The following is a 20,842-nucleotide window of genomic DNA, read 5'->3' as shown; positions in this document are numbered from 1 at the left end:
AACTATGGGTAACGGAACCTCCATCGGCCGCGTGCGCGGTCTGGGCGCGGCGCACCACGGGCCGCATCACTGGCTGCTTCAGCGCTTCACCGCGATCGGCAATGTCGTGCTGATGAGCTGGCTGCTGATCAGCCTCGTGCTGCTCGGCGATTTCGGCCACGCCAATGTGGTCAAGTGGCTCTCGCATCCGCTGAATGCGACGGCGATGATCCTGCTGGTGCTGAGCCTGTTCTGGCATGCACGGCTCGGGCTTCAGGTGCTGATCGAGGACTATGTCCACGAGGCCGGCTCCAAATTCGCGGCGATCGCCGCGCTCAATCTTGCAACCATCGGCGGCGGCGCTTTCGGGATTTTCAGCGTTGCCGCACTCGCATTCGGAGGACAGGCCTGATGGCTACGTCGGCAGCTAGCGGAACCGCCAATGATGTGGGCGGGGCGCATCTGAAGGGCGCTTACACGATCGTCGATCACACCTATGACGTGGTCGTGGTCGGCGCGGGCGGATCGGGTCTGCGCGCGACCATGGGCGCGGCGGAATCGGGCCTGCGCACCGCGAACATCTCAAAGGTGTTCCCGACGCGCTCGCACACCGTGGCCGCGCAGGGCGGGATTGCCGCATCGCTGGGCAACAATTCGCCCGACCACTGGACCTGGCACATGTATGACACCGTCAAGGGGTCGGACTGGCTGGGCGATCAGGACGCGATCGAATATCTCGCGCGCGAAGCTCCGGCTGCGGTTTACGAGCTGGAACACGCGGGCGTGCCGTTCAGCCGCAATGCCGATGGCACGATCTACCAGCGGCCCTTCGGCGGGCACATGCAGAACATGGGCGCTGGCCCGCCGGTGCAGCGTACCTGCGCCGCGGCGGACCGCACCGGCCACGCCATGCTCCACGCGCTGTACCAGCAGAGCCTGAAGTATGATGCGGACTTCTTCATCGAATACTTCGCGCTCGACCTCATCATGTCGGATGTGGGCGGCGTGAAGCAGTGCGTCGGCGTGATCGCGATGTGCCTCGATGACGGCAAGATCCACCGCTTCCGCGCGCAGTCTGTGGTGCTGGCGACCGGCGGTTATGGCCGCTGCTACTACACCGCAACCTCGGCCCACACCTGCACCGGTGACGGCGGCGGGATGGTGCTGCGCGCTGGCCTGCCCTTGCAGGACATGGAGTTCGTGCAGTTCCACCCGACCGGCATCTACGGCGCGGGCGTGCTCATCACCGAAGGGGCGCGCGGGGAGGGTGGTTATCTCACCAACTCCGAGGGCGAGCGCTTCATGGAGCGTTATGCGCCGTCCGCGAAGGACTTGGCCTCGCGCGACGTGGTGTCGCGTTCAATGGCGCTGGAAATGCGCGAAGGGCGCGGTGTCGGGCCGGATGGCGACCACATCTACCTGCACCTCGATCACATCGATCCCAAGGTGCTGGCCGAGCGTCTGCCGGGCATCACCGAGAGCGGCAAGATTTTCGCGGGTGTTGACCTGACCCGCCAGCCGCTCCCCGTCACCCCGACGGTGCATTACAACATGGGCGGCATTCCGTGTAACTACCACGGGCAGGTCGTGACGCTGGGGCCGGATGGCAATCCGGATACCGTGATCCCCGGCCTCTATGCCGTGGGCGAGGCGGCTTGCGTGTCGGTGCACGGGGCCAACCGCCTCGGTTCCAACTCGCTGATCGACCTTGTGGTGTTCGGCCGGGCGACCGGCCACCACCTGCGCGACAATCTCCAGCCCAAGGCCAAGCAGCCCGAGCTTCCGGCCGACAGCGCCGATTTCGCGCTGACTCGTTTGGATCACTTCCGCTATGCGCAGGGCGACTCGCCCACTGCGCAGATCCGGGCCGAGATGCAGAAGGCGATGCAGAAGCATTGCGCCGTGTTCCGCGACCAGAAGCTGATGGACGAAGGTGTGGCCAAGCTGGCCGAGCAGAACAAGCGGATGGAGGACATCCACGTCACCGACAAGTCGCTGATCTGGAACTCCGACCTGATCGAGACGCTGGAGCTCGACAACCTCATGTCGCAGGCCAATGTCACCATGGCATCGGCAGCGAACCGCAAGGAAAGCCGCGGCGCCCATGCGCACGAGGACTTCCCCGATCGCAACGATGCCGAATGGATGAAGCACACCATCGCATGGTTCGATGGCTGGGGCGGTCGCGGCAGCAACAGCCGCATCGATTATCGCCCGGTCCACGAATACACGCTGACGGACGATATCAAGTATATCGAACCCAAGGCGCGGGTGTATTGATGCACAAGCTGCGGGCAGGTCTGGTTATTGCTCCGGCCCTGCTCGCGCTTGGCTGTGTGCTTCCCGCAGGGGCGAGTGCAAAAGCCGAGCGGGCCGAAACGCCGCTCGCGCAAACTGCGCCTGTGGCCGATGCCAACCCATCGCCGGTGGACACGCCACCCGGGGAACCCGTGCCCGAAAAGCTGCTCGGCACATGGGTCTATTCGCATGAGGAATGCGAACAGGATTCCGAAACCACGCCCGACCCGCGCAAGATTCTGGCTTCGATCTCCTTCGAGGCTGATCGCACCTATCGGCTTAATGTCGAAGGCTTTGAATTCATGGGTCGCTACCGCTATTCGGGCGGCAACTATCCCCGGCTCACGCTCGATAATCTGCTGAACTTCGCGGTCGAGGGTGACACTCTCCAGAACTGGAGCGAGGGCGAAGCGGTCTATCTTTGCGGCCGCGTGTTTGTGCGCGAACAGCGGTAAGGGTGTTGCTGCGCGTCGCCATCATCGGTGGCTACGGTAACTTCGGCGCGCATGTGGCGCGCAGCCTTGCATCTGATCCTGCCATCCAGCTGATCATCGCCGGGCGCAGCCACGCCAAGGCTGTGACTTCGGCAGCGAAGTTGGGTGCAGCCAATCCGGCCGAAGCAGGCGTCTATGACCTCACCGGACCGCCCGAGGCACTGGCGGCGCTGCGTCCCGATCTCGTCATCAACATGGTCGGGCCTTACAACGGGCAGAGCTATGCCGTGGCCGAGGCCGCTATCGCCTGCGGGGCGCATTATTGCGACATCGCCGACGCGCGCGACTTCGTTACCGGAATCGGGGTGCTCGACGAGGCGGCAAAGGCGGCAGGAGTCGCAGTGCTGGCGGGAGCCAGTTCGGTTCCGGCGCTGACCGCCGCCTATATGGACGAAGCGGCCAAGGACATGCGCACCATCCGCGCGGTCGAATACGGCATCAGCGGCGCGGAGCAATCGAACGCGGGCGCGGGAACCGTCGCGGCGGTGCTGTCTTTCGTCGGCCAGCGCTTCACCCAGTTGGTCGGCGGGCAAATGGCTCCGGTGACGGGCTGGGGTGACCTGCGCCGCGTCCACCTGCCGGGCGTGGGTTATCGCTGGTTCGGTCGCGCCAATGCGCCTGACCTCGATCTGTTTGCGGCGCGCTATCCCGGTCTTGCCGATCATTCCTTCTGGGCGGGCCATGCCATTGCGCCGCTGCATTTCGGCACGGCGGCGATGGGCTGGCTGGCGCGCATCGGTCTTCTGCCAAGGCTCGATCGCTTCGCCCCGCAACTGGTGCGTCTGGCATCGCTGTTCGATGGGCTCGGCACCGGCACCAGCGGGTTCTTCATGACCATCACCGGCGAGGGCGCGGACGGCGCAGCCCCGACCCGCCGCCACTGGATCATCGCACGTTCGGGCCACGGGCCTTATATCCCCTGCATCCCGGTGATTCTGATCGCCCGCCAGATGGCCGCCGGGCGCCGCTTCGATCCCGGCGCGCGGCCTTGCCTGGGCATTATCAGCCTCGCCGAATACCGCGATGAATTCGCCCATTTCGATATCGAGGTGACCGACGCATGACGCCTGCGCCCTACAGTTACCGCGAAAACGCCGCCGTTCCCGCGTTCGACGACAGTCGCCCGGTGTTCATCTTCGACCACGTCTGCGTGCTGTGTTCTGGCGGGGTGTCCTTTATCATGAAGCACGATCGCAAGGGCACAATCGCCTTCACCCCCGCGCAGGGCCCGCTGGGATCGGCGCTGTGCCGGCATTTCGGGATCGATTGGGACGAAAGCTACGTCTTCATCCGCAACGGCCAAGCCTACACCAAAAGCACCGGCTATTTCGAAGTCGCCCGCGCGCTCGGCGGGTGGTGGCGGCTCGGGCTGGTGTTCCAGATCATTCCGCGTCCCTTGCGCGACTGGGTCTATGACATAATCGCCCGCAACCGCTACAGCTGGTTTGGCAAGACGGCCGAGGCCTGCGCGCTGCTCACCCCCGAACAGCGATCCCGGCTGATCGGATAGCGCTTGCTTGACGCTTGCGCCGATGGCGGGCAGCTTGCTCGCAGATGAACAGGGGCAGGATCATCACCGGGTTTTGGGCAGGCGCGCTGGCGGCGCTGATCGCCATGCCTGCGCTATCGCAATCCGCGCCTGCCAATCCCAACCAGCCCCCGCCGCACACCGCTCCCTTTCCTGACCTCGGTAGCGGGGAGAGCCGGGCCGAGCGGCGGCTGAGTTACGAGTTATCGCCCGAACTGCACCGGGGCCTGTCCGCCGCGCATATCCGCGAACAGCAGCGCAGGCTCGATGCCGCGCTTGCGGCGCTTCCGCGGAACAGGCCGGGGACGTCAGAGGCCTATGTCCTGACCATCGCGCTCGATAGCGATCCGGTCTTCGCCCGCGAGGCGCGCGAGGCGGCGCGGGTGCTAGGCGCGCGCTACGGGGCCGAGGGGCGCACCCTGACGCTGGCCGGGCCGGATGGCACCCGCGACGATGCGCCGCATGGTTCGATTTCGGCCTTGCTGCTGACCTTGAACCACCTCGGCACTCTGATGGATGGCAAGGAAGATGTGCTGGTGCTCTACACCACCAGTCACGGCAATGATCTGGGCCTTGCCTATCATTACGGCGACAGTGGCTATGGCGTGCTCTCCCCGCCCAAGCTGAAGGCGGCGCTGGCCGAGGCGGGGATTGCGCGGCGGGTGCTGATCCTTTCGGCCTGCTATTCGGGCGTGTTCGTGCCGGCGCTGGCGAGCCCCGACACTGCGATCCTGACCGCCGCCGCCAGCACGCGCAGCTCCTTCGGATGCGTCGCCGAGAATGACTGGACCTTCTACGGCGATGCGTTGATCAACCGTGCGCTGCGCCAACCGGTCGCGCTGGAGGAGGCAGCGCAGATGGCCGGGCGATCGGTCGCCGCGTGGGAGAGCAAGGCGCGCTTCCTCGCCTCCTTGCCGCAGGTCAGCATCGGCGCGGGCGCGAAGGGCTGGTTGCCCCAGATCGAAGCGCAGATGCCCCGCGCGGCGAGCAAGCCAGTGGGCCGCCCTGCCTTCGCCGAATAGGCGTTTGATCCAATCAGACATGCAGGATCTGGAGGAGGATTGACCTTGTGCGATCTCAATGTATCCAGTGGATACATATACACCGCACTTGGAGATTCGCATGACCCCCTTTGATGCCTTGAAGGCCCAGCTTTCCGCCGTCGTCCCTTTCGCGACCTATGTGGGCGTTGCCATCGAGGAGATTGGCGAGGGCAGGGCTACCGCCACGCTCGACCAAACGCACAATACCAGCAACCATATCGCCACCATGCACGCCGGGGCGCTGTTCACGCTGGCGGAAGCGGCGTCAGGAGCGGCGATGGCGGGGCTGTTCCTTGAGCGCCTTGCTGCCCTGCGCCCGGTGGCGGCAGGTTCGACCATCGCCTACGCCAAGCCGGCCAGGGGCCTGATCACCGCCCATGCGGCGGTTGATGGCGAAAAGGCGGCGCTGTTCGCGACGCTCGATGCCGAGGGCAAGGTGCGCTTTCCCGTCACGATCCGCATGACCGACGCAACCGGCCGGGAGGTCGCGCACATGAGTGTCGACTGGCACGTCTCTGCCTTGGCGCAGGCTGCGTGATTGCCTAAGCGGGGTGGATGACCCGGCGCATGGCCTATCACCACGGCGATCTGGCCGCAGCCGCGCTCGACACGGCGCTCGAACTGGTGGCCGAAGATCCATCGGCCGGCTTCTCCTTGCGCTTGCTGGCAGAGCGGCTGGGCGTGGCACACCGCGCGCTCTACAATCACTTCGCCGACCGCGAGGCGCTGATGACAGCGCTTGCGGCGCGCGGGTTCGACCGGCTCGCCGCCGCGCTCGCGCCCGCGCCTGATCCGGCGGCCTTTCTCGCGGCCTATGTCCGCTTCGCGCTGGCGCAGCCCGGGCTTTATGCGGTGATGACCGGGCAGCGTTACGACCAGATCAACGCCAGTGCTGCGCTGCGCGCGGCGGTTGACCGGGTGATCGCCGTTGCGCTTCAAGCGCTCGCCACACCAGGAGCGGATGACGACGCGCGGCGCCGCGAAGTGATGCGCGTGTGGATGCTCGCCCACGGCGCGATCGGGCTCCAGCGTGCCGGGATGCTGCGTCTGCGCAGCGATGCCGAATTTGCCGAGGAAATCCTGCGCATCGCAGGTCTGGAACCATCACAGGAGCAAGCCCCATGAACCCTGCCGACGCCATGCCCTTTTCAAAACTGATGGGCGTTGTGGTCACCACCGCCTCTGCTGAAGCGGTCGAGGGCGAGATCATGGTGCGGGACGATCTGTGCACCGCAGGCGGGATCATGCATGGCGGGGCGATCATGGCCTTTGCCGATGCGCTGGGTGCGGTGGGTGCGGTCGCCTGCCTGCCCGAAGGCGCCAAGGGCACGACCACGATTGAGAGCAAGACCAACTTTCTCGGCGCAGCGCCTGCCGGTATAATGGTCAAGGGGCGCAGTGTCCCGCTCAAGACCGGGCGGCGCATGTCGGTGTGGCAGACCGCGATCGAGACCGCCGATGGCAAGCCGGTTGCGGTGGTGATCCAGACGCAGTTGGTGCTCTAGGGCTGCACTCGCCGCGCGCTGATGATCTTCACCGGCTCGCTGAGCATCTGGCCCTTCAACACGCCTTCGCCCGCGTCGGGATCGCGCGGGGCGGCGCTGATGGCGGCGATCACGTCCATGCCTTGGGTGACATAGCCGAACACTGCATAGCCTGCGCGCAAGCCCGGATCGCTGGCGGCGGGATCGGCGTCGAAACCGGGCTGATCCTCGATCATCACGAAGAAATCTCCGTCCGCGCCGCCGGGCGCGAGCATCGCCATCGACAGCGCGCCATGGCTGTGGGTGAGGCCCGTCGCGCTGGTCGGCTCGTGCGCGATCGGCGGCAGCACCTTGGCGGGGTCGCTGCGCGTGCCGCCCTGGACGATTCCCGCAGGCAGGCGTTCGCCGCCCAGATCCATCGCGCGGTAGAAGTCAGTGCCGTTAAGCCGCCCCTGCTCGACATAGCGCAGGAAATTGCCCGCGGTGACGGGCGCCCGCTCGGTCTCGAGCGCGATGGTGACTGGGCCGAGGCTGGTCTCCAGCACCACGGTGACGCTGGCGGCTTCGGGATGGGGACGCACGCCCGGACGCCCGGCGGGGAGCGTGGCAAAGTCGGCGGCGGTCACAGGGGCGGGGCCTGCGGGCGGCGGGGGCAGTTCGAACTTCATCAGCAGCGTGCGCTGGCAGCCCGGCTTGGCGGCAGTCTCGCAATTGCGGAAATTGTCGTCGGAGACGAGGTAGAGGACAGTCTTGCCCGGCTCCTCGCGCACCGCCAGCCCCTCGAAATTGTCGAGCGTCATCGGCGGGGTGAGGACGGCGAGGGTGGTCGCCGCGTTGTCAGGGGCAAGGGACACCACAGCGGCGCGGTTGCCTTCGCTGGCGTTATAACTGCGGAACAGGACGTAGCAGGTGCCGTCGGCCTTGCAGGTGGCATCGGTCGGCACGCCGCCTGCTGCGGCGATCCCCTCGGGCGCGGGGAGGTGGAAGGAGGCAGTTCCGCTGTCGGTAATCCGCAGGCAGTTGGGCCGCGCCGGATCGGCCCATTCGCCGCAGGCCAGCATCCCGCCCGGATAAGCGGCGAGGGTTTCGATCCCCTCGTTGGGAGCGGCTGCGGCGGTCAGCGTGGCGGCGCGGGTGTCTGTGCCGGTCGCGGCACCTTCCAGATCGGCATAGCGCCAGATGCGGTGGTCCTGCTCGAAAGCGACCAGCCACTCGCCTGACGCAAGCCGCGTGATCGCTTCGGCATCGCCGCGCTTCTTGGCATCGAGTATCTCGCCCGATGGATCCAGCAGCGGGCCGAGGCGCACGCCCGAGACATCGACCAGCTTGCCCGCCACCTCGTCGATGAACAGCTGCATCCAGCGCCCGTCATCCGTGACCGCGAACAACGCGCCGCCATGCCATTCCAGCCCCGAAATGCCGCCGATATCCGCCTTGTCCGGCGCAATTTCCACGCCGCCGCGGAAGGTGAGTTCACCCGCCCTGGTGTCCGCCTCTCCTTCGGCCAGAGTGACCGGCGCGGTCATTGGCAGGAAGGCATCCTCGGGAACCTGCGCCGACAATGCAGAGGTCAGCAGGGCGAGGGCGGAAAGGGTGAGCGTGCGCTTCCATGTCATTCGTCCGGGTCTATCGCCGCTTCGACGAAGTGCAAGCCATGCCATGCGCCGTTCAGCCGCGCGCAAGGTTTACAAATGTAGTCGCCGTGACTACAGGTGTAATCACCAAGCGATGGAGGCGCCCCGTGACCGCTGCTGACGACAGTCCCCAAAACGGGCCAGGCGAACGCATTACCGATGCCGAACACGCGGTGATGGAAGTGCTGTGGGATCGCCCCCGCCAGACCGCCGCCGAAGTGTGCGAGGATGTCTGCGCCAAGCGCGGCTGGAGCCTCGCCACGGTCAAAACGCTGCTGTCGCGCCTCGTCCAGAAGGGCGCGCTGGCGGCGGAGCCGGATGGCCGCCGGTTCCTCTACACGCCCCTGATTGCGCGCGATGATTATGTCGGCGGCGAATCCCGTAGGCTTGTTGACCGGTTGTTCGGTGGTAGTGCCGCCTCGCTGGTCGCGCACCTTGCCGAAACCGAAGCCCTGACCGAGGATGACCTCGCCGAAATCGAGGCTCTGTTGAAGGAGCTGCGGCCATGACCGACATGCTCCTGCACACGCTGGTGTGGACCGGCGTGCTGATCGCCGCCGTGCTGCTGCTGCGCCGCCCGGTGACGCGCCATTTCGGGCCCGAGGTGGCCTATGCCCTGTGGGCGGTGCCAGTGCTGCGCCTGATTATGCCGCCGGTGACCCTGCCTGCGTGGATGGCACCCAAGGCGGACACTCCTGCGCCTTTGCCAAGCGAGACGCTGGCCGCCGCGCCGCCGCCGCCTGACGCAGTGATCTGGCAGGCAGCCACTCAGGCCCCCGCCGGTGTCGTCCCCGCGCCCATGACCGTGCCGATGGAAAGCGCGCCGCAAGCCGGGTTCGATATGCTGGCGGGGATCGCCGAATGGCCGATTGTCGAGGCGCTGTTGCTGGTTTGGCTTGGCGGCGCAATCGTCAGCCTGTGGCTTCGCTTTTCCGCCTATTTCGCCCTGCGTGACGAATTGCTGGCGGAGGGCCGCGAGGTCGGGCGCGCCAAGGGTCTGCTGTTCAAGGTGCGGCTGGTCGAAACCCCTGCAACCACCGCGCCGCTCGCCATGGGTGTGCTCGATCCGGTGATTGCCTTGCCTCCGGGCTTCATGGCGCTCCACGACCGCGAGGCCCGCGATCTGGCACTGGCGCACGAGTTGGCTCACCACCGCGGCGGCGATCTGCTGGTCAATGTGCTGGTGCAGCCGTTGTTCGCACTGCACTGGTTCAATCCGCTGTGCCGCTTCGGCTGGCTCGCGCTGCGGCGCGATCAGGAGGCGGCTTGCGATGCGCGGGTCATGGCCCGCCGCACCGCGCAGGAACGCGCCGCCTATGCCGCGCTCATCGCCCGCTTTGCCGCTGCGCCGGGCGCTATCAGCAATGCCGCTCTCACCGCGCCGATGGCGTGTCCGGTGTTGGGCGAGAAATCGATCATTCACCGCTTGAGGAGTCTTGCCATGTCTGACCTGTCCCCCCGCCGCCGTCTGGCTGGCCGTGCGCTCCTTGGCGCTGGTCTGCTCGCCCTGCCGCTGACCGCTTCGATCAGCTATGCGGCCAGCGAAAGCCGCCTCGAAGCGCCAGAGCCCCCTGCGCCTCCGGCTCCGCCCGCGCCGCCCTCTGCGCCTGACGCGCCCGAACCGCCGGAAGCGCCCGAGGCACCTTCGATCCTGCTGATCAATGCCGATGCCCCCGAGGGCGAGGGCGGATCGCACGTCACCGAACGCGTCTGGCGCGATGCCGACGGCAAGGAGCGCCGCATCAAGATCGTCACCCGCGGCGGAACCGACGTTGAGAGCATTGAACGCCAGCTCGAAGCCATCGAGGGCGCCGACGCAGCCGATCGCGAAGCCATGCTGGCCGACATGCGCGCCAGCCTTGCCGAGGCCGACCGTGTCCTTGCCGACCTGCCGAACATCATCAGCAGCGCGATGGCCGAGGCCGAAGTCGCCCGCGCATCGGCGCCGCGGGTGATCGTCAAGCACGAGTGCGATGGCGGCACCGAAGAAGTGACCGAAACCACCACCAAGGATGGCATGCAGATCATCAAGATCTGTCAGCGCCGGATCATGGCATCAGCCCGGCAGGGTCTTGAGGAAGCGCGCGCCGAAATCGCCCGCGACAAGGACATTCCCGAAGACACCCGCAAGCAGCTGCTGCGCACGCTCGACGGGCAGATTGCCCGGTGGAGCGATAAAGAGGGCTGATCGGGACGGCTGATCGCGAGCAGGGCGCGCGGGCGGGGGGCTTTACTTCCCGCTCGCCGCCATCTTGGGCCGCGCCGGATAAGCGCAGCCGCGCCCCAGGCCCCAGCCTTTCAGGAAGGCGCGCCGCACCATCCCTGCCGTATAGGCCGCGCGCATTTCACGGTCATTGCTGGCCGCGCCGGTCACCTCGCGCAGGATGCCGCGAAACGGCAGGATCGATCCGACCACAGCCTGACCGATGCGGCCTTCGCTGATCCGGTCGCGGCTATCGCCCTCGGCAATGTCGTAATCCGCGCCCAGCACGCTATCGAGAGCGGCTATCTCCGCAACGATCGCGGGGCACTTGCCGAGACCCTTGGTCGCATAGGGATCAGTCGCTGCTGCGGCCAGCACGGGCGGAACATCGCGCGCGTCGATGTTGAGATCGCGCAGCGGGGTCTTGGCGACTTCGGTGGCGTCAGGTTCGGGCATGGCCTGGGCATGGGCGGCTGTCCCGGCAGTGCACGCGATAGCGAAAATGGCGGCAAGCAGGGTCGGGCGCTTCATGTCTGTCAGGCTCTTTCAAAGAAAACGTCGCAGGCGGCATCATTTGGGCTGTCGAGCCCCAACCGCAGCGCCGCCATTCGCTGGCGGCTGGTGCCGTGGGTGAAGCCTTCGGGATTGATCGCCTGTCCGGCATTGCGCTGGAGCGTATCGTCACCAATCGCGCTTGCGGCCTTGAGGCCCTCCTCAAGATCACCCGGTTCGATAAGGTCGCGGTTCTTGCCTGCCCATAACCCAGCATAGCAATCTGCTTGAAGCTCCATCGCCACTTGTAGCTGGTTGGCGGCGGCGGGGTTGCGCTGCTGCGCGGCGCGCACCTGATTGGCGAGGCCGGTGATGTTCTGGATGTGATGGCCATATTCATGCGCGATCACGTAAAGCCGCGCGAAATCGCCGCCGGTGCCTGACATCTGCGCGAGCTGATCGTAGAAACCGGTGTCGATATAGATGCCCTTGTCGGCAGGGCAGTAGAACGGCCCCACAGCCGAACTCGCGCTGCCGCAGCCTTCGGTCCGCACCACGCCGCTGCGAAAGAGATTGAGGAACGGCTGTTCGAACGGGCGTCCGGCGCGTGCGAAGCTTGCCTGCCATGTCGCATCCAGACTGGTGAGGGCATTGCAGGCCTCGGTCGCGTATTCGCTGCTGGTGCAGACCTCCTGCTCGCTGAGCTCCCGCCCGCCGCCGGCGCCGCCGCCTTGGGGCGCACCTACCTGCTGCTGCACGCCTTCGACCACGCCGATGGTCTGCATCGGGTCGAGCCCGAACACCAACGCGCCGATCAGCGCGATCACCAGCGTGCCGCAGCCGACTCCGCCTGCGCGGCCCATGCCTCCGCCGCCGCCGCCATCATTGCTCGAACGGACATTGATCCGCGACGTATCGAACGGCCCCAACCGCATGCAAAATTCTCCCTCGCCCCTGTTGCACTAGCAATTTGCTGGACAGCCGCGATGCGCACGGCAAAAGCGAACGCCAATAGGCGATACGTGCAGGAGATGCGGCGAATGCTCAAGGACCGGCGTGCTCTCGTCACCGGCTCGACGTCAGGCATCGGTCTGGCAATCGCCCGCGCACTGGCGGCCGAAGGGGCCGAGGTGATTCTCAACGGGCTGGGCGATCCCGATGCCATCGCCTCGCTGTGCGAGGAACTGGGCGCGAGCTACAATGGCGCGAACCTGATGGACGCGGGTGCCATTGCAGCGATGATGGACGCGGTCGGCCCCGTCGACATTCTGGTCAATAATGCCGGAATGCAGCACGTTGCCCCGGTCGAGGAATTCCCGCCGGAAAAGTGGGACGCGATCCTTGCGCTCAACCTCACGGCGGCCTTCCACACCACGCGGCTTGCTGTGCCGGGGATGAAGGCGAAGGGCTGGGGGCGGATCATCAACACTGCCAGCGCGCATTCGCTGGTCGCCTCGCCCTTCAAGAGCGCTTACGTCGCGGCCAAGCACGGGCTGGCGGGCTTCACCAAGACCATTGCACTCGAAGTGGCGACCCACGGGATCACCGTGAACTGCATCTCGCCCGGCTATGTCTGGACCCCGCTGGTGGAGAACCAGATCCCCGACACCATGGCCGCGCGCGGCATGACGCGCGAGCAGGTGATGAACGACGTGCTGCTCGCCAAGCAGCCGACCAAGAGCTTTGTCCTGCCCGAGGATGTCGCAGCGATGGCGCTGTTCCTGTGTGGCGACGCGGCGCGCGGGATCACCGGAGCGAACTATTCTATCGACGGGGGATGGACCGCCGAATGATCCCGCGCCGGCTATCCCTGCTGACGCTGCTGCTGGCGAGCCTGCTGCTGACCGCGTGCACCCGCGCGCCGGTCGCAAGCGTGCCGGTGGTCGACCGTTCCGAAGTCGCGGCGCGGCTTTCGGCGGATATCGCCGCGCTGTCTGCCGACGAGATGATGGGTCGCAAGCCCGGCACCCAGGGCGCGCGCGCCAGCATCGACTACATCGAAAAGCGCATGGGCGAAGTCGGGCTCGTCTCGGGCACCAACGATCCGGGTTCCTATTGGCGGCTGCCGGTCGATCTGCTGGCGACCGAGCCGGAGACCGAGCAGCTCACATTGGGGCAGGGGCGCAAGCGGGTGATGGTGCCCGCCAGCGATGCGGCAGTTTTCACGCAGCGGCGCCGTGCGCTGGCCTTCGGCGGACCGGGAACGGGCGTGCCGGTGGTTTTCGTCGGCTATGGTGACGGTTCCGTGCTGGGCGATGCGCTGGCCGGGGCGGTGGCGGTGATGCTCGCCGATCCGGGCCGCGATGCCGCCCGCCGCGATGCCCTGTTCCGGCAGCGCGCCACGGCTGTGCTGACGGTTCTTCCCGATGCCGATGCACTGGCCGAACTGCGCCGCGCCGAAGACCGCCCCAAGTTGCAGCTTGCAGCCGACCAGCAGGATAATCTGGGCGCCTACATCACCGACAAGGCCTTTGGCGAAGTCATCGGGGTGCGGCGCTGGAAGGGGCTCAAGGCCGAGGCCGAGGAAGCTTCCTTTGCGCCGCTCGAACTCAACCTTTCGGTGAGCCTTGAGGCAACGGCCGACCGGCGCGAATTTCCCAGCCAGAATGTTATCGGCATGATCCCCGGCAGCACGCCCGGATCAGGTGCAGTGCTGCTGCTGGCGCACTGGGATCATCTGGGTGAATGCGGCGCGCATGATGATGCCGACCGGGTCTGCAACGGCGCGGCCGACAATGCGAGCGGCATTGCGATGATGCTGGAACTCGGGCGGAGGTTGAAGGCAGGCGCGCCGCTGGGCCGGGACATCTATTTCCTCGCCACCACTGCGGAAGAGCCGGGGCTGCTCGGTATCCGGTCCTTCGTCAGGAACCCGCCGCTGCCGCTGGCGAGCATCGCGGCCGCCTTCAACCTCGACATGATGGCGGTTGCGCCGGAAGGCAGCCCGGTCGGCTTCATCGGCCGCGGGCGCGATGCGGCGCTCGATGCGGCAGTGCTGGATGCCGTGTCCCGCAGCGGCCGGCAGATCGGCGATCAGGCGCTGGCGGACAGTTTCCTCCAGCGACAGGATGGCTGGGCGTTGGTGCAGGCGGGGGTGCCGACAGTGCTGTTGTCCAGCACCTACGGATCGCACGGCGTGCTCGATCCGTTCCTCGCCACCCGCTACCATCAGCCGTCCGACGAGGCCGATCAGGTCGAGCTTGGCGGAGCGATCGATGATCTGCTGCTGCACGAGGGCCTGATCCGCCAGATTGCCGATCCCGCGCGCTATCCGCCGCGCGCCGAGGGCGGCCCCTAGCGCGAAGCGCAAACCGCGGTTACATGGGCCGCCACGAATCTCCCGTAGCGGAGAACCCTCTCTCAGCTGTCAGAAAGTGGCGCACATGGATATCCCGCTCGGCCTTACCTTCGATGACGTGTTGCTCCGCCCCGCGGAAAGCAGCGTGCTGCCGAGCATGGCCGACACATCGACCAAGCTGACGCGCGACATCAGCCTGAACATTCCGGTGCTGTCCTCGGCGATGGACACCGTGACCGAGGCTGACATGGCGATTGCCATGGCGCAGCTGGGCGGCATCGGCGTGCTGCACCGCAATCTTGATATCGACGCGCAATGCGCCGCAGTGCGCGCCGTGAAGCGTTACGAAAGCGGGATGGTGGTCAATCCGATCACCATCCACCCCGATGCGACTCTGGGCGAAGCGCAGACTTTGATGCAGCTTCACCGGATCAGCGGCATCCCCGTGGTGGATGCGGCGGGCCGGCTGTGCGGCATCCTCACCAACCGCGATGTGCGCTTTGCCGAAAACCCGATGCAGCCAGTGCGCGAGCTGATGACGACCGAGAACCTTGCCACCGTGCCGCTCGGCACCGGGCAGGAAGAAGCGCGCCGTCTGCTTCACGCCCGCCGGATCGAGAAGCTGCTGGTGGTTGACGATGCCTTCCATTGCATCGGTCTCATCACGGTCAAGGATATCGAGAAGGCGGTCAATTACCCCCACGCGACCAAGGACAGCACCGGACGCCTGCGCGTTGCGGCAGCGACGACGGTGGGCGATGCAGGCTTCGCGCGCACCGAAGCGCTGGTCGATGCCGAGGTTGACGTGATCGTGATCGACACCGCGCACGGCCACAATATCGAAGTCGCCCGCGCGGTCGAACGCGTGAAGAAGCTCTCCAATGCGGTGCAGGTGGTGGCAGGCAATGTCGCCACCGCCGAGGCGACCCGCGCGCTGGTCGATGCCGGAGCCGATGCGGTCAAGGTCGGGATCGGGCCGGGCTCGATCTGCACCACCCGCGTGGTCGCAGGCGTTGGCGTGCCGCAGCTCACCGCGATCATGGAAAGCGCAGCCGAAGCGGCCAAGTCCGGCGTGCCGGTGATCGCCGACGGCGGCCTGCGCACCAGCGGCGATGCAGCCAAGGCGCTTGCCGCCGGTGCATCATCGGTGATGATCGGATCGATGCTGGCAGGCACCACTGAAAGCCCGGGCGAAGTGTTCCTCTATCAGGGCCGCAGCTACAAGGCGTACCGCGGCATGGGCTCGGTCGGCGCGATGGCGCGCGGCTCGGCCGACCGGTATTTCCAGCAAGACGTCAGCGCGATGAAGCTGGTGCCCGAGGGGATCGAGGGGCAGGTGCCGTTCAAGGGCCCGGCTTCCGATGTCGTCCATCAGCTTGTCGGCGGGATCAAGGCGGCGATGGGCTATACCGGCTCGCGCACGATCACCGATTTGCAGGAACGCGCGAAGTTCGTTCGCATCACCAATGCCGGCCTTTCCGAAAGCCACGTGCATGATGTGGCCATCACCCGAGAGGCACCCAATTATCCCACACGTTAAGGCCGTGGCATGACCCCTTCAGCACGGGTCCAGGCCGCCATCGATCTGCTCGACACGATCATTGCTTCGGCGCGCGGCAAGGGCGCGCCTGCCGACCGGATCATCGCCGACTATTTCCGCGCCCGCCGCTATGCCGGATCGAAGGACCGGCGCGCGGTGCGCGATCTCGTCTATCACGCAATCCGCCTGTGCGGCCCTGTGCCCGCCAGCGGCCGCGCCGCGATGCTGGCGGTGGCAGGGCAGGACGAGTCGATTGCCGCGCTGTTCGATGGATCGCCCCACGGCCCTGCGCCGCGCGGCGAGAACGAGGAGGCTGCCAGCACCGGCCTTGCCCCCAAATGGCTCGCATCGGCCTTGCGCAACTCGGGCCTTGGGGGGCGCGAGATTGCCGCGCTGCTGGCGCGCGCGCCGCTCGATGTGCGGGTCAATGCGCTCAAGGCCGACCGTGCGGGGCTGGAGCTGCCCGAAGCGGGCGAGCCGCTGGCCTCTGCGCAGGGCCTGCGCTTCGAATCCGGCACGCAGGTCGAGCAGTGGGAGGCCTATGCAGAAGGGTTGATCGAGGTGCAGGACCTCGGCAGCCAGCTGATCGTCGAGGCGCTGCCGGTTTCGGCTGGGGATACGATTATCGACCTGTGCGCAGGCGGCGGCGGCAAGACGCTGGCACTCGCCGCGCGGCTGGGTAACGCGGCGAGCATCATTGCTGCGGACACCGACAAGCGCCGTCTCGGCAACCTTGCGCCGCGTGCCGCGCGCGCCGGGGCGGCGGTGGATCATACCGTGCTGCTCGATCCGGGCCGCGAAATGCGCACGCTCCACCCCTGGGTCGTCAAGGCGGACCACGTGCTGGTCGATGCGCCCTGTTCGGGCAGCGGTACCTGGCGGCGGAGCCCGGAGGGGCGCTGGCGGCTCGACCCTGCCGAACTCGCGCGCCTCAATGCGTTGCAGGACCATGTGCTCGATATTGCCGCGCATCTCGTCCGCTCCGGCGGGACGATCGCGTTCGTCACCTGCTCGGTGCTGGATGCCGAGGGACCGGACCGGATCGGAGCATTTCTTGAACGGCATCCGGGCTGGTCGAGCGAGGCTCTGGCGCTCCCGCTGGGTCGGCCACGCGGGGCGGGAACCCGCCTCGATCCGCTCCACGACGGCACGGATGGTTTTTTCATCGCGTGCCTGCGTTCACCATGATAGCATCCAGTGCTATGACCCAGCCATCCGGTTCCCGGTCTCAAGCACTGAAGGAGCTTCTGATGCGTTTTGCGCCTGCTGCTGCCGCCCTTTCGCTGTGTCTGGCCATGACGGCCAGTATATCGAGCGCAGGTGACACCGGCGCGCCCGATCCGCGCGCGGCAGCGCTGATCGCTCAGGGGCAGGCATCGCTGGCAGCGGGCGAATCGCAGGCCGCGATTGACGCGTTCGAAGCCGCGCTGGCAGTCGATCCGGGTTACACGCCGATCTTCATCGACCTTGCCGAGGCTTCGCGCCAGCAGGGCCTGCAAGGCAAGGCGATCCGCTATTACCGCGAGGCGCTGGAGCGTGATCCGGGCAACTTCGCCGCGATTTCTGGCGAGGGTGCCGCGCTGGTGGAGAAGGGCGCTCTGGAGAAAGCCAAGCGCAACCTGGCAAAGCTGCAATCGCTGTGCGGTGACAATTGCCCTGAAACGGTCGCGTTGCAGACCTCCATCGCGCGCGGAGTTCCGGCGCGGTTGGCGGTCGAAAGCAAGGGCGATTCGACCGCGTCGAACTGAGGTTTTAAGCCCATCGCCTCTCGCGATAGAGCTTGCTGTCGATTTAGCTCAAGAAACAACTAGAATCAGGGGCGTTGATGATTGACTGGCCTGAAAGTCCAACGCGCGATGATCTGATCGCATTGGGTGCATACCGGCGCTTTACGGCGGTCGAGGCTGCGACTATCGCAGATGATGTGGTCGCCGCCTTCCCCGACCTTGCCGAACGCATCACGATTTTTGGCTGCGACTGGCTGGGCCGCGTGTTTGCCGCTGACAGTGGGCGGGGGGGCGAGGTGCTGATGCTGGAACCCGGCACGGCCGAAGCGCTGCAAATCCCGTGTGATGCCGGGGCCTTCGACGATCACGAGCTACTTCAATTGGCCGAGCCTGCACTGGCGCTTAGCTTTTATCGCGATTGGCGCGAGGCGGGCGGGGCTGCGCCTGGGCCGGGGCAGTGCATCGGCTACCGCAAGCCCCTGTTCCTCGGCGGAGTGGATGACCTCGAAAACCTCGAGCTGAGCGACATGGAGGTCTACTGGTCGATCCTCTCCCAAGTTATCTCCCAATTGAGATCGCGTAGCGCCTAAATGAACCGTTTGAACTCTGCCAGCACTGCCTCGTAAACCGCCCGTTTGAAGGGTATGATCACCTCGGGCAGCGTCGCGGGCTCTACCCAGCGCCATTCGTTGAATTCGGCCGGGTCGTGGGCTTCGAGATTGATGTCCGCATCCTCGCCCAGAAAGCGGCCGAGGAACCAGTGCTGTTCCTGCCCGCGATATTTGCCCTTCCACACCTTGCCGACCAGTTCGGGCGGCAGGTCGTAGAGCAGGGGCTTGGAGGCAGGCGCAATCACCTCGACCAGATGCGCGCCAATGCCGGTTTCTTCTTCCAGTTCGCGCAGGGCGGCGGTGCGCGTGTCTTCGCCCTTGTCGATCCCGCCCTGCGGCATCTGCCAGAAGCCGTGCGCGGTCGGATCGATGCGCTGGCCGACGAAGACGAGGCCCTCGGCGTTGACCAGCATGAAACCGGCGCAGCGGCGATAGGGGAGGTGATCGAAGCTCACGCGGGGTTCTCCAGCATGAAGCGCATCGCTGCCATGATGCGTTCAAGGTCGCGTTGCGTGCTCGGCACCGCGCCGCGCAGGTTGGTGAAGGAGTGCGTTACGCCGCGCATCTCGATGAACACGCAATCGCGCCCGGCATCGACCAGTGCCCTGGCATAGGCGCGGCCCGAATCGCGGATCGGATCGAGGCTGGCGGTGACGACGATGGTGGGCGGGGCGGCGGAGTGGTCGCCCAGGATCGGGAAGCCGCGCGGGTCGCTGCGGTCTGCGCCGTAGGCTGCGTCGAAGAAGCCCATCGTGTCGGCGGTCAGCAGGAAGCCTTCGGAGAATGCCGCCATGCTCGCCGAACCGTTGGCATCAGCGACCAGCGGGAAGATCGGCACTTGCAGCACCACCGGCACGGCAGCGGGGTTCGCACCCAGCAATTGCCCGACGACCACGGTGGCATTGCCGCCCGCGCTGTCACCGATGGTGATGATGCCGTTTGCGGTCCGGCCCAGTTCAGCCGGGCTGCCAGCCACCCACCGCGTCGCCGCCTCGCAATCGAGGATCGCGGCGGGGAAGGGGGCCTCGGGCGCGAGGGCATAGTGGACGGCGACCAGCGGCAGGTCGATCAGCGCGGCGATTTCGGTGCACATCGCATGGTGCGTGTCGAGATCGCCGATCACGAAGCCGCCGCCATGGTAGAACATCACCACCGGCGAGGCCGCGTCGCGGGTCTCGCGCGCGTCGTAGAGCCTCAGCGGAATGTCGCCTGCCGGACCGGGGCAGGCAAGGTCGCGGATTACCGGCAGCGCGCGGGCCGGGCGGTCGGCGATGCCGTGCATCTTGATGTAGGAATCGCGCGCCTCTTCAAGCGTCATGTCGACCAGCTTCGGCCCGTTCACCTGCGCCATCATGTCGAGGAACGCCTTCATGTCGGGGCGGATAAAGGGCGCGTCGGTCATCGTGGTTCTCTCCCGTGTCTTTGCCGCGTGCGATAGGCGAGGGTGGCCCAAACTTCCAAGCGCATTTCCACTCGCTTGATCGCGGGAGGCGCGCTAGCCAGTGAACATATGGACAATCTGACACATAGCCTTGTCGGCGCGGTGCTGGGGCAGGCGGGGCTGAAGCGCACCACCGGCCTCGCCATGCCGGCGCTGATCATCGGCGCGAACCTGCCCGATGTGGATGCGGCATGCTTCTTCTGGCTGCACGGCACCGAGCATCTCGCCTTCCGCAGAGGCATCACCCACGGACCGCCAGCGCTGGTATTGTTGCCTTTGGTGCTGGCGGGGCTGCTGTGGGCCTTCGACCGGTGGCAGACGCGGCGCGGAACGCGGCCCGAGGGACGGCTGCCGGTGCGGTTTGGCTGGCTCTATGCGATGGCGTTTGTCGGGTGTCTGAGCCACCCGTTCTTCGACTGGCTCAACGTCTACGGCATCCGCTTGTTGGAGCCATTTTCCTCGCAATGGTTCTACGGCGATACGCTGTTCATCATCGACCCTTGGCTTTGGGCGCTGCTGATTGCGAGCGTGTGGTGGTCGCGTCGGCGGGAGAAGGCGGGGGCGGAGTGGGCGCGTGCGGGGCAGGTCGGGGTGGCGGCGGTGCTGGCTTACATCGGGGTGAACGGATGGATCAGCGCACAGCAGGAAGGCGAGGGGCGCCTGATCGCGCAAATGGAATTTGGCAAGGTAAGGGTAAGTGGCGATAATCTCGAGACGCAGACGACGGCGAAGGTAATTGCTAGCCCGATGCCTTTGCAGTTTTGGGAGCGCGAGGTGCTCGTCGGATCGGAAGGAATTTGGCTCAAGGAGGAGTGCTACAGCTACGACGATTGCTATGCGCGTGCAGTGTCAGAAAACATCTGCGCGCTTCCCAATTTGGCCGCCGCGCGCCGCACCAACTCCCAGCTCGACGCCTTCCTGTTCTGGTCGCGCGCGCCCTTTGCGACCCGCGCGGCTGATGGCTCGGTAGTGCTGCGCGATGCGCGCTTCACCGATCCGCGCGTGGAGGACAGGTTCAGCCTCGCGCTGCCCGATGTGAAGTGTGAGGAACTGCCTTAATTCGTCATCCT

The 20,842-nt window shown here is 66.3% G+C and carries 23 protein-coding genes; 18 read left to right on the top strand and 5 right to left on the bottom strand.

The features are described 5' to 3' along the window. The first annotated feature begins 4 nt into the window (after positions 1–4). From sdhD to KVF90_RS12655, 9 genes are all read left to right on the top strand, one after another. Entirely contained in the window at positions 5–391 is a 387-nt protein-coding gene (sdhD, locus tag KVF90_RS12695) for a succinate dehydrogenase, hydrophobic membrane anchor protein (protein ID WP_264391944.1), read from the top strand. Continuing rightward, positions 391–2,259 carry a succinate dehydrogenase flavoprotein subunit gene (sdhA, locus tag KVF90_RS12690; protein WP_264391943.1) on the top strand — a complete coding sequence of 623 codons (1,869 nt, stop codon included), beginning with the start codon at positions 391–393 and terminating at the stop codon, positions 2,257–2,259. The genes sdhD and sdhA overlap by 1 nt, the downstream gene beginning before the upstream one ends. Then, positions 2,259–2,732 carry a hypothetical protein gene (locus tag KVF90_RS12685; RefSeq protein WP_264391942.1) on the top strand — a complete coding sequence of 158 codons (474 nt, stop codon included), beginning with the start codon at positions 2,259–2,261 and terminating at the stop codon, positions 2,730–2,732. Before sdhA ends, KVF90_RS12685 begins: the two co-directional genes overlap by 1 nt. Before the next feature lie 5 nt (positions 2,733–2,737). Next, positions 2,738–3,835: a saccharopine dehydrogenase NADP-binding domain-containing protein gene (locus tag KVF90_RS12680; protein WP_264391941.1), complete on the top strand. Its 1,098-nt coding sequence runs from the start codon at positions 2,738–2,740 to the stop codon at positions 3,833–3,835. Continuing rightward, entirely contained in the window at positions 3,832–4,281 is a 450-nt protein-coding gene (locus KVF90_RS12675; protein ID WP_264391940.1) for a thiol-disulfide oxidoreductase DCC family protein, read from the top strand. Before KVF90_RS12680 ends, KVF90_RS12675 begins: the two co-directional genes overlap by 4 nt. Before the next feature lie 44 nt (positions 4,282–4,325). Next, positions 4,326–5,321, top strand: a complete 996-nt coding sequence (locus KVF90_RS12670) for a C13 family peptidase (RefSeq protein WP_264391939.1) — start codon at positions 4,326–4,328, stop codon at positions 5,319–5,321. Positions 5,322–5,421: 100 nt separating this feature from the next. Then, on the top strand, positions 5,422–5,880 hold the full coding sequence (locus KVF90_RS12665; RefSeq protein ID WP_264391938.1) for a DUF4442 domain-containing protein: 459 nt from the start codon (positions 5,422–5,424) through the stop codon (positions 5,878–5,880). A gap of 17 nt (positions 5,881–5,897) precedes the next feature. Next, complete coding sequence (locus KVF90_RS12660; protein ID WP_264391937.1) at positions 5,898–6,467, top strand: TetR-like C-terminal domain-containing protein; 570 nt, start codon at positions 5,898–5,900, stop codon at positions 6,465–6,467. Then, the gene (locus KVF90_RS12655) at positions 6,464–6,847 is read left to right on the top strand and encodes a PaaI family thioesterase (RefSeq protein ID WP_264391936.1); all 384 of its coding nucleotides are present in this window, start codon (positions 6,464–6,466) and stop codon (positions 6,845–6,847) included. Before KVF90_RS12660 ends, KVF90_RS12655 begins: the two co-directional genes overlap by 4 nt. Here KVF90_RS12655 and KVF90_RS12650 read toward each other — a convergent pair. Then, positions 6,844–8,442 (bottom strand): esterase-like activity of phytase family protein, encoded by a 1,599-nt coding sequence (locus KVF90_RS12650; protein WP_264391935.1) that lies wholly within the window; start codon positions 8,440–8,442, stop codon positions 6,844–6,846. The two genes, KVF90_RS12655 and KVF90_RS12650, sit on opposite strands and share 4 nt — an antisense overlap. Positions 8,443–8,567: 125 nt before the next feature. Here KVF90_RS12650 and KVF90_RS12645 point away from each other — a divergent pair, with 125 nt between their 5' ends. Both KVF90_RS12645 and KVF90_RS12640 read left to right on the top strand, forming a co-directional pair. Further along, positions 8,568–8,969: a BlaI/MecI/CopY family transcriptional regulator gene (locus tag KVF90_RS12645; protein ID WP_264391934.1), complete on the top strand. Its 402-nt coding sequence runs from the start codon at positions 8,568–8,570 to the stop codon at positions 8,967–8,969. Next, positions 8,966–10,648, top strand: coding sequence for a M56 family metallopeptidase (locus KVF90_RS12640; protein WP_264391933.1), 1,683 nt, complete (start codon positions 8,966–8,968; stop codon positions 10,646–10,648). Before KVF90_RS12645 ends, KVF90_RS12640 begins: the two co-directional genes overlap by 4 nt. A gap of 42 nt (positions 10,649–10,690) precedes the next feature. Here KVF90_RS12640 and KVF90_RS12635 read toward each other — a convergent pair whose 3' ends face one another. Next, positions 10,691–11,194 (bottom strand): hypothetical protein, encoded by a 504-nt coding sequence (locus tag KVF90_RS12635; RefSeq protein ID WP_264391932.1) that lies wholly within the window; start codon positions 11,192–11,194, stop codon positions 10,691–10,693. Positions 11,195–11,199: 5 nt separating this feature from the next. Beyond that, positions 11,200–12,090 (bottom strand): neutral zinc metallopeptidase, encoded by an 891-nt coding sequence (locus tag KVF90_RS12630; protein ID WP_264391931.1) that lies wholly within the window; start codon positions 12,088–12,090, stop codon positions 11,200–11,202. Positions 12,091–12,186: 96 nt separating this feature from the next. On the opposite strand from KVF90_RS12630, the gene KVF90_RS12625 reads away from it, so the two are divergent. From KVF90_RS12625 to KVF90_RS12600, 6 genes are all read left to right on the top strand, one after another. After that, positions 12,187–12,948 carry a 3-hydroxybutyrate dehydrogenase gene (locus KVF90_RS12625; RefSeq protein ID WP_264391930.1) on the top strand — a complete coding sequence of 254 codons (762 nt, stop codon included), beginning with the start codon at positions 12,187–12,189 and terminating at the stop codon, positions 12,946–12,948. After that, the gene (locus KVF90_RS12620) at positions 12,945–14,453 is read left to right on the top strand and encodes a M28 family peptidase (protein ID WP_264391929.1); all 1,509 of its coding nucleotides are present in this window, start codon (positions 12,945–12,947) and stop codon (positions 14,451–14,453) included. The genes KVF90_RS12625 and KVF90_RS12620 overlap by 4 nt, the downstream gene beginning before the upstream one ends. Positions 14,454–14,538: 85 nt before the next feature. Further along, positions 14,539–15,993 carry an IMP dehydrogenase gene (gene guaB, locus KVF90_RS12615; protein ID WP_264391928.1) on the top strand — a complete coding sequence of 485 codons (1,455 nt, stop codon included), beginning with the start codon at positions 14,539–14,541 and terminating at the stop codon, positions 15,991–15,993. A gap of 9 nt (positions 15,994–16,002) precedes the next feature. Beyond that, entirely contained in the window at positions 16,003–17,181 is a 1,179-nt protein-coding gene (locus KVF90_RS12610; protein WP_264391927.1) for an RsmB/NOP family class I SAM-dependent RNA methyltransferase, read from the top strand. Between the two features lie 62 nt (positions 17,182–17,243). Continuing rightward, a complete protein-coding gene (locus KVF90_RS12605) occupies positions 17,244–17,741 on the top strand; it encodes a tetratricopeptide repeat protein (protein ID WP_264391926.1) in 498 nt (165 codons plus the stop codon). 77 nt (positions 17,742–17,818) lie between these two features. Continuing rightward, positions 17,819–18,310 carry a DUF1851 domain-containing protein gene (locus KVF90_RS12600; RefSeq protein ID WP_264391925.1) on the top strand — a complete coding sequence of 164 codons (492 nt, stop codon included), beginning with the start codon at positions 17,819–17,821 and terminating at the stop codon, positions 18,308–18,310. Here the strand turns inward: KVF90_RS12600 and KVF90_RS12595 are convergent. Continuing rightward, the gene (locus tag KVF90_RS12595) at positions 18,307–18,786 is read right to left on the bottom strand and encodes an RNA pyrophosphohydrolase (protein WP_264391924.1); all 480 of its coding nucleotides are present in this window, start codon (positions 18,784–18,786) and stop codon (positions 18,307–18,309) included. The two genes, KVF90_RS12600 and KVF90_RS12595, sit on opposite strands and share 4 nt — an antisense overlap. Beyond that, entirely contained in the window at positions 18,783–19,733 is a 951-nt protein-coding gene (locus tag KVF90_RS12590; protein ID WP_264391923.1) for an alpha/beta hydrolase, read from the bottom strand. Before KVF90_RS12590 ends, KVF90_RS12595 begins: the two co-directional genes overlap by 4 nt. Before the next feature lie 108 nt (positions 19,734–19,841). Here KVF90_RS12590 and KVF90_RS12585 point away from each other — a divergent pair, with 108 nt between their 5' ends. Then, complete coding sequence (locus KVF90_RS12585) at positions 19,842–20,831, top strand: metal-dependent hydrolase (RefSeq protein ID WP_264391922.1); 990 nt, start codon at positions 19,842–19,844, stop codon at positions 20,829–20,831. The last annotated feature ends 11 nt before the right edge of the window (positions 20,832–20,842 follow it).

The organism is Porphyrobacter sp. ULC335, assembly GCF_025917005.1.
Lineage (GTDB): Bacteria > Pseudomonadota > Alphaproteobacteria > Sphingomonadales > Sphingomonadaceae > Erythrobacter.
Note: the sequence above shows the minus strand (reverse complement) of the source record. Positions and strands in the feature narration are given on the sequence as shown.

Excerpts from the sequence above, each read along its gene's own strand:
- sdhD (WP_264391944.1), top strand. The coding sequence starts at position 5 with ATGGGTAACGGAACCTCCATCGGCCGCGTGCGCGGTCTGGGCGCGGCG.
- sdhA (WP_264391943.1), top strand. The coding sequence starts at position 391 with ATGGCTACGTCGGCAGCTAGCGGAACCGCCAATGATGTGGGCGGGGCG.
- KVF90_RS12685 (WP_264391942.1), top strand. The coding sequence starts at position 2,259 with ATGCACAAGCTGCGGGCAGGTCTGGTTATTGCTCCGGCCCTGCTCGCG.
- KVF90_RS12675 (WP_264391940.1), top strand. The coding sequence starts at position 3,832 with ATGACGCCTGCGCCCTACAGTTACCGCGAAAACGCCGCCGTTCCCGCG.
- KVF90_RS12670 (WP_264391939.1), top strand. The coding sequence starts at position 4,326 with ATGAACAGGGGCAGGATCATCACCGGGTTTTGGGCAGGCGCGCTGGCG.
- KVF90_RS12665 (WP_264391938.1), top strand. The coding sequence starts at position 5,422 with ATGACCCCCTTTGATGCCTTGAAGGCCCAGCTTTCCGCCGTCGTCCCT.
- KVF90_RS12660 (WP_264391937.1), top strand. The coding sequence starts at position 5,898 with ATGACCCGGCGCATGGCCTATCACCACGGCGATCTGGCCGCAGCCGCG.
- KVF90_RS12655 (WP_264391936.1), top strand. The coding sequence starts at position 6,464 with ATGAACCCTGCCGACGCCATGCCCTTTTCAAAACTGATGGGCGTTGTG.
- KVF90_RS12650 (WP_264391935.1), bottom strand. The coding sequence starts at position 8,442 with ATGACATGGAAGCGCACGCTCACCCTTTCCGCCCTCGCCCTGCTGACC.
- KVF90_RS12640 (WP_264391933.1), top strand. The coding sequence starts at position 8,966 with ATGACCGACATGCTCCTGCACACGCTGGTGTGGACCGGCGTGCTGATC.
- KVF90_RS12635 (WP_264391932.1), bottom strand. The coding sequence starts at position 11,194 with ATGAAGCGCCCGACCCTGCTTGCCGCCATTTTCGCTATCGCGTGCACT.
- KVF90_RS12630 (WP_264391931.1), bottom strand. The coding sequence starts at position 12,090 with ATGCGGTTGGGGCCGTTCGATACGTCGCGGATCAATGTCCGTTCGAGC.
- KVF90_RS12625 (WP_264391930.1), top strand. The coding sequence starts at position 12,187 with ATGCGGCGAATGCTCAAGGACCGGCGTGCTCTCGTCACCGGCTCGACG.
- KVF90_RS12620 (WP_264391929.1), top strand. The coding sequence starts at position 12,945 with ATGATCCCGCGCCGGCTATCCCTGCTGACGCTGCTGCTGGCGAGCCTG.
- guaB (WP_264391928.1), top strand. The coding sequence starts at position 14,539 with ATGGATATCCCGCTCGGCCTTACCTTCGATGACGTGTTGCTCCGCCCC.
- KVF90_RS12610 (WP_264391927.1), top strand. The coding sequence starts at position 16,003 with ATGACCCCTTCAGCACGGGTCCAGGCCGCCATCGATCTGCTCGACACG.
- KVF90_RS12605 (WP_264391926.1), top strand. The coding sequence starts at position 17,244 with ATGCGTTTTGCGCCTGCTGCTGCCGCCCTTTCGCTGTGTCTGGCCATG.
- KVF90_RS12600 (WP_264391925.1), top strand. The coding sequence starts at position 17,819 with ATGATTGACTGGCCTGAAAGTCCAACGCGCGATGATCTGATCGCATTG.
- KVF90_RS12590 (WP_264391923.1), bottom strand. The coding sequence starts at position 19,733 with ATGACCGACGCGCCCTTTATCCGCCCCGACATGAAGGCGTTCCTCGAC.
- KVF90_RS12585 (WP_264391922.1), top strand. The coding sequence starts at position 19,842 with ATGGACAATCTGACACATAGCCTTGTCGGCGCGGTGCTGGGGCAGGCG.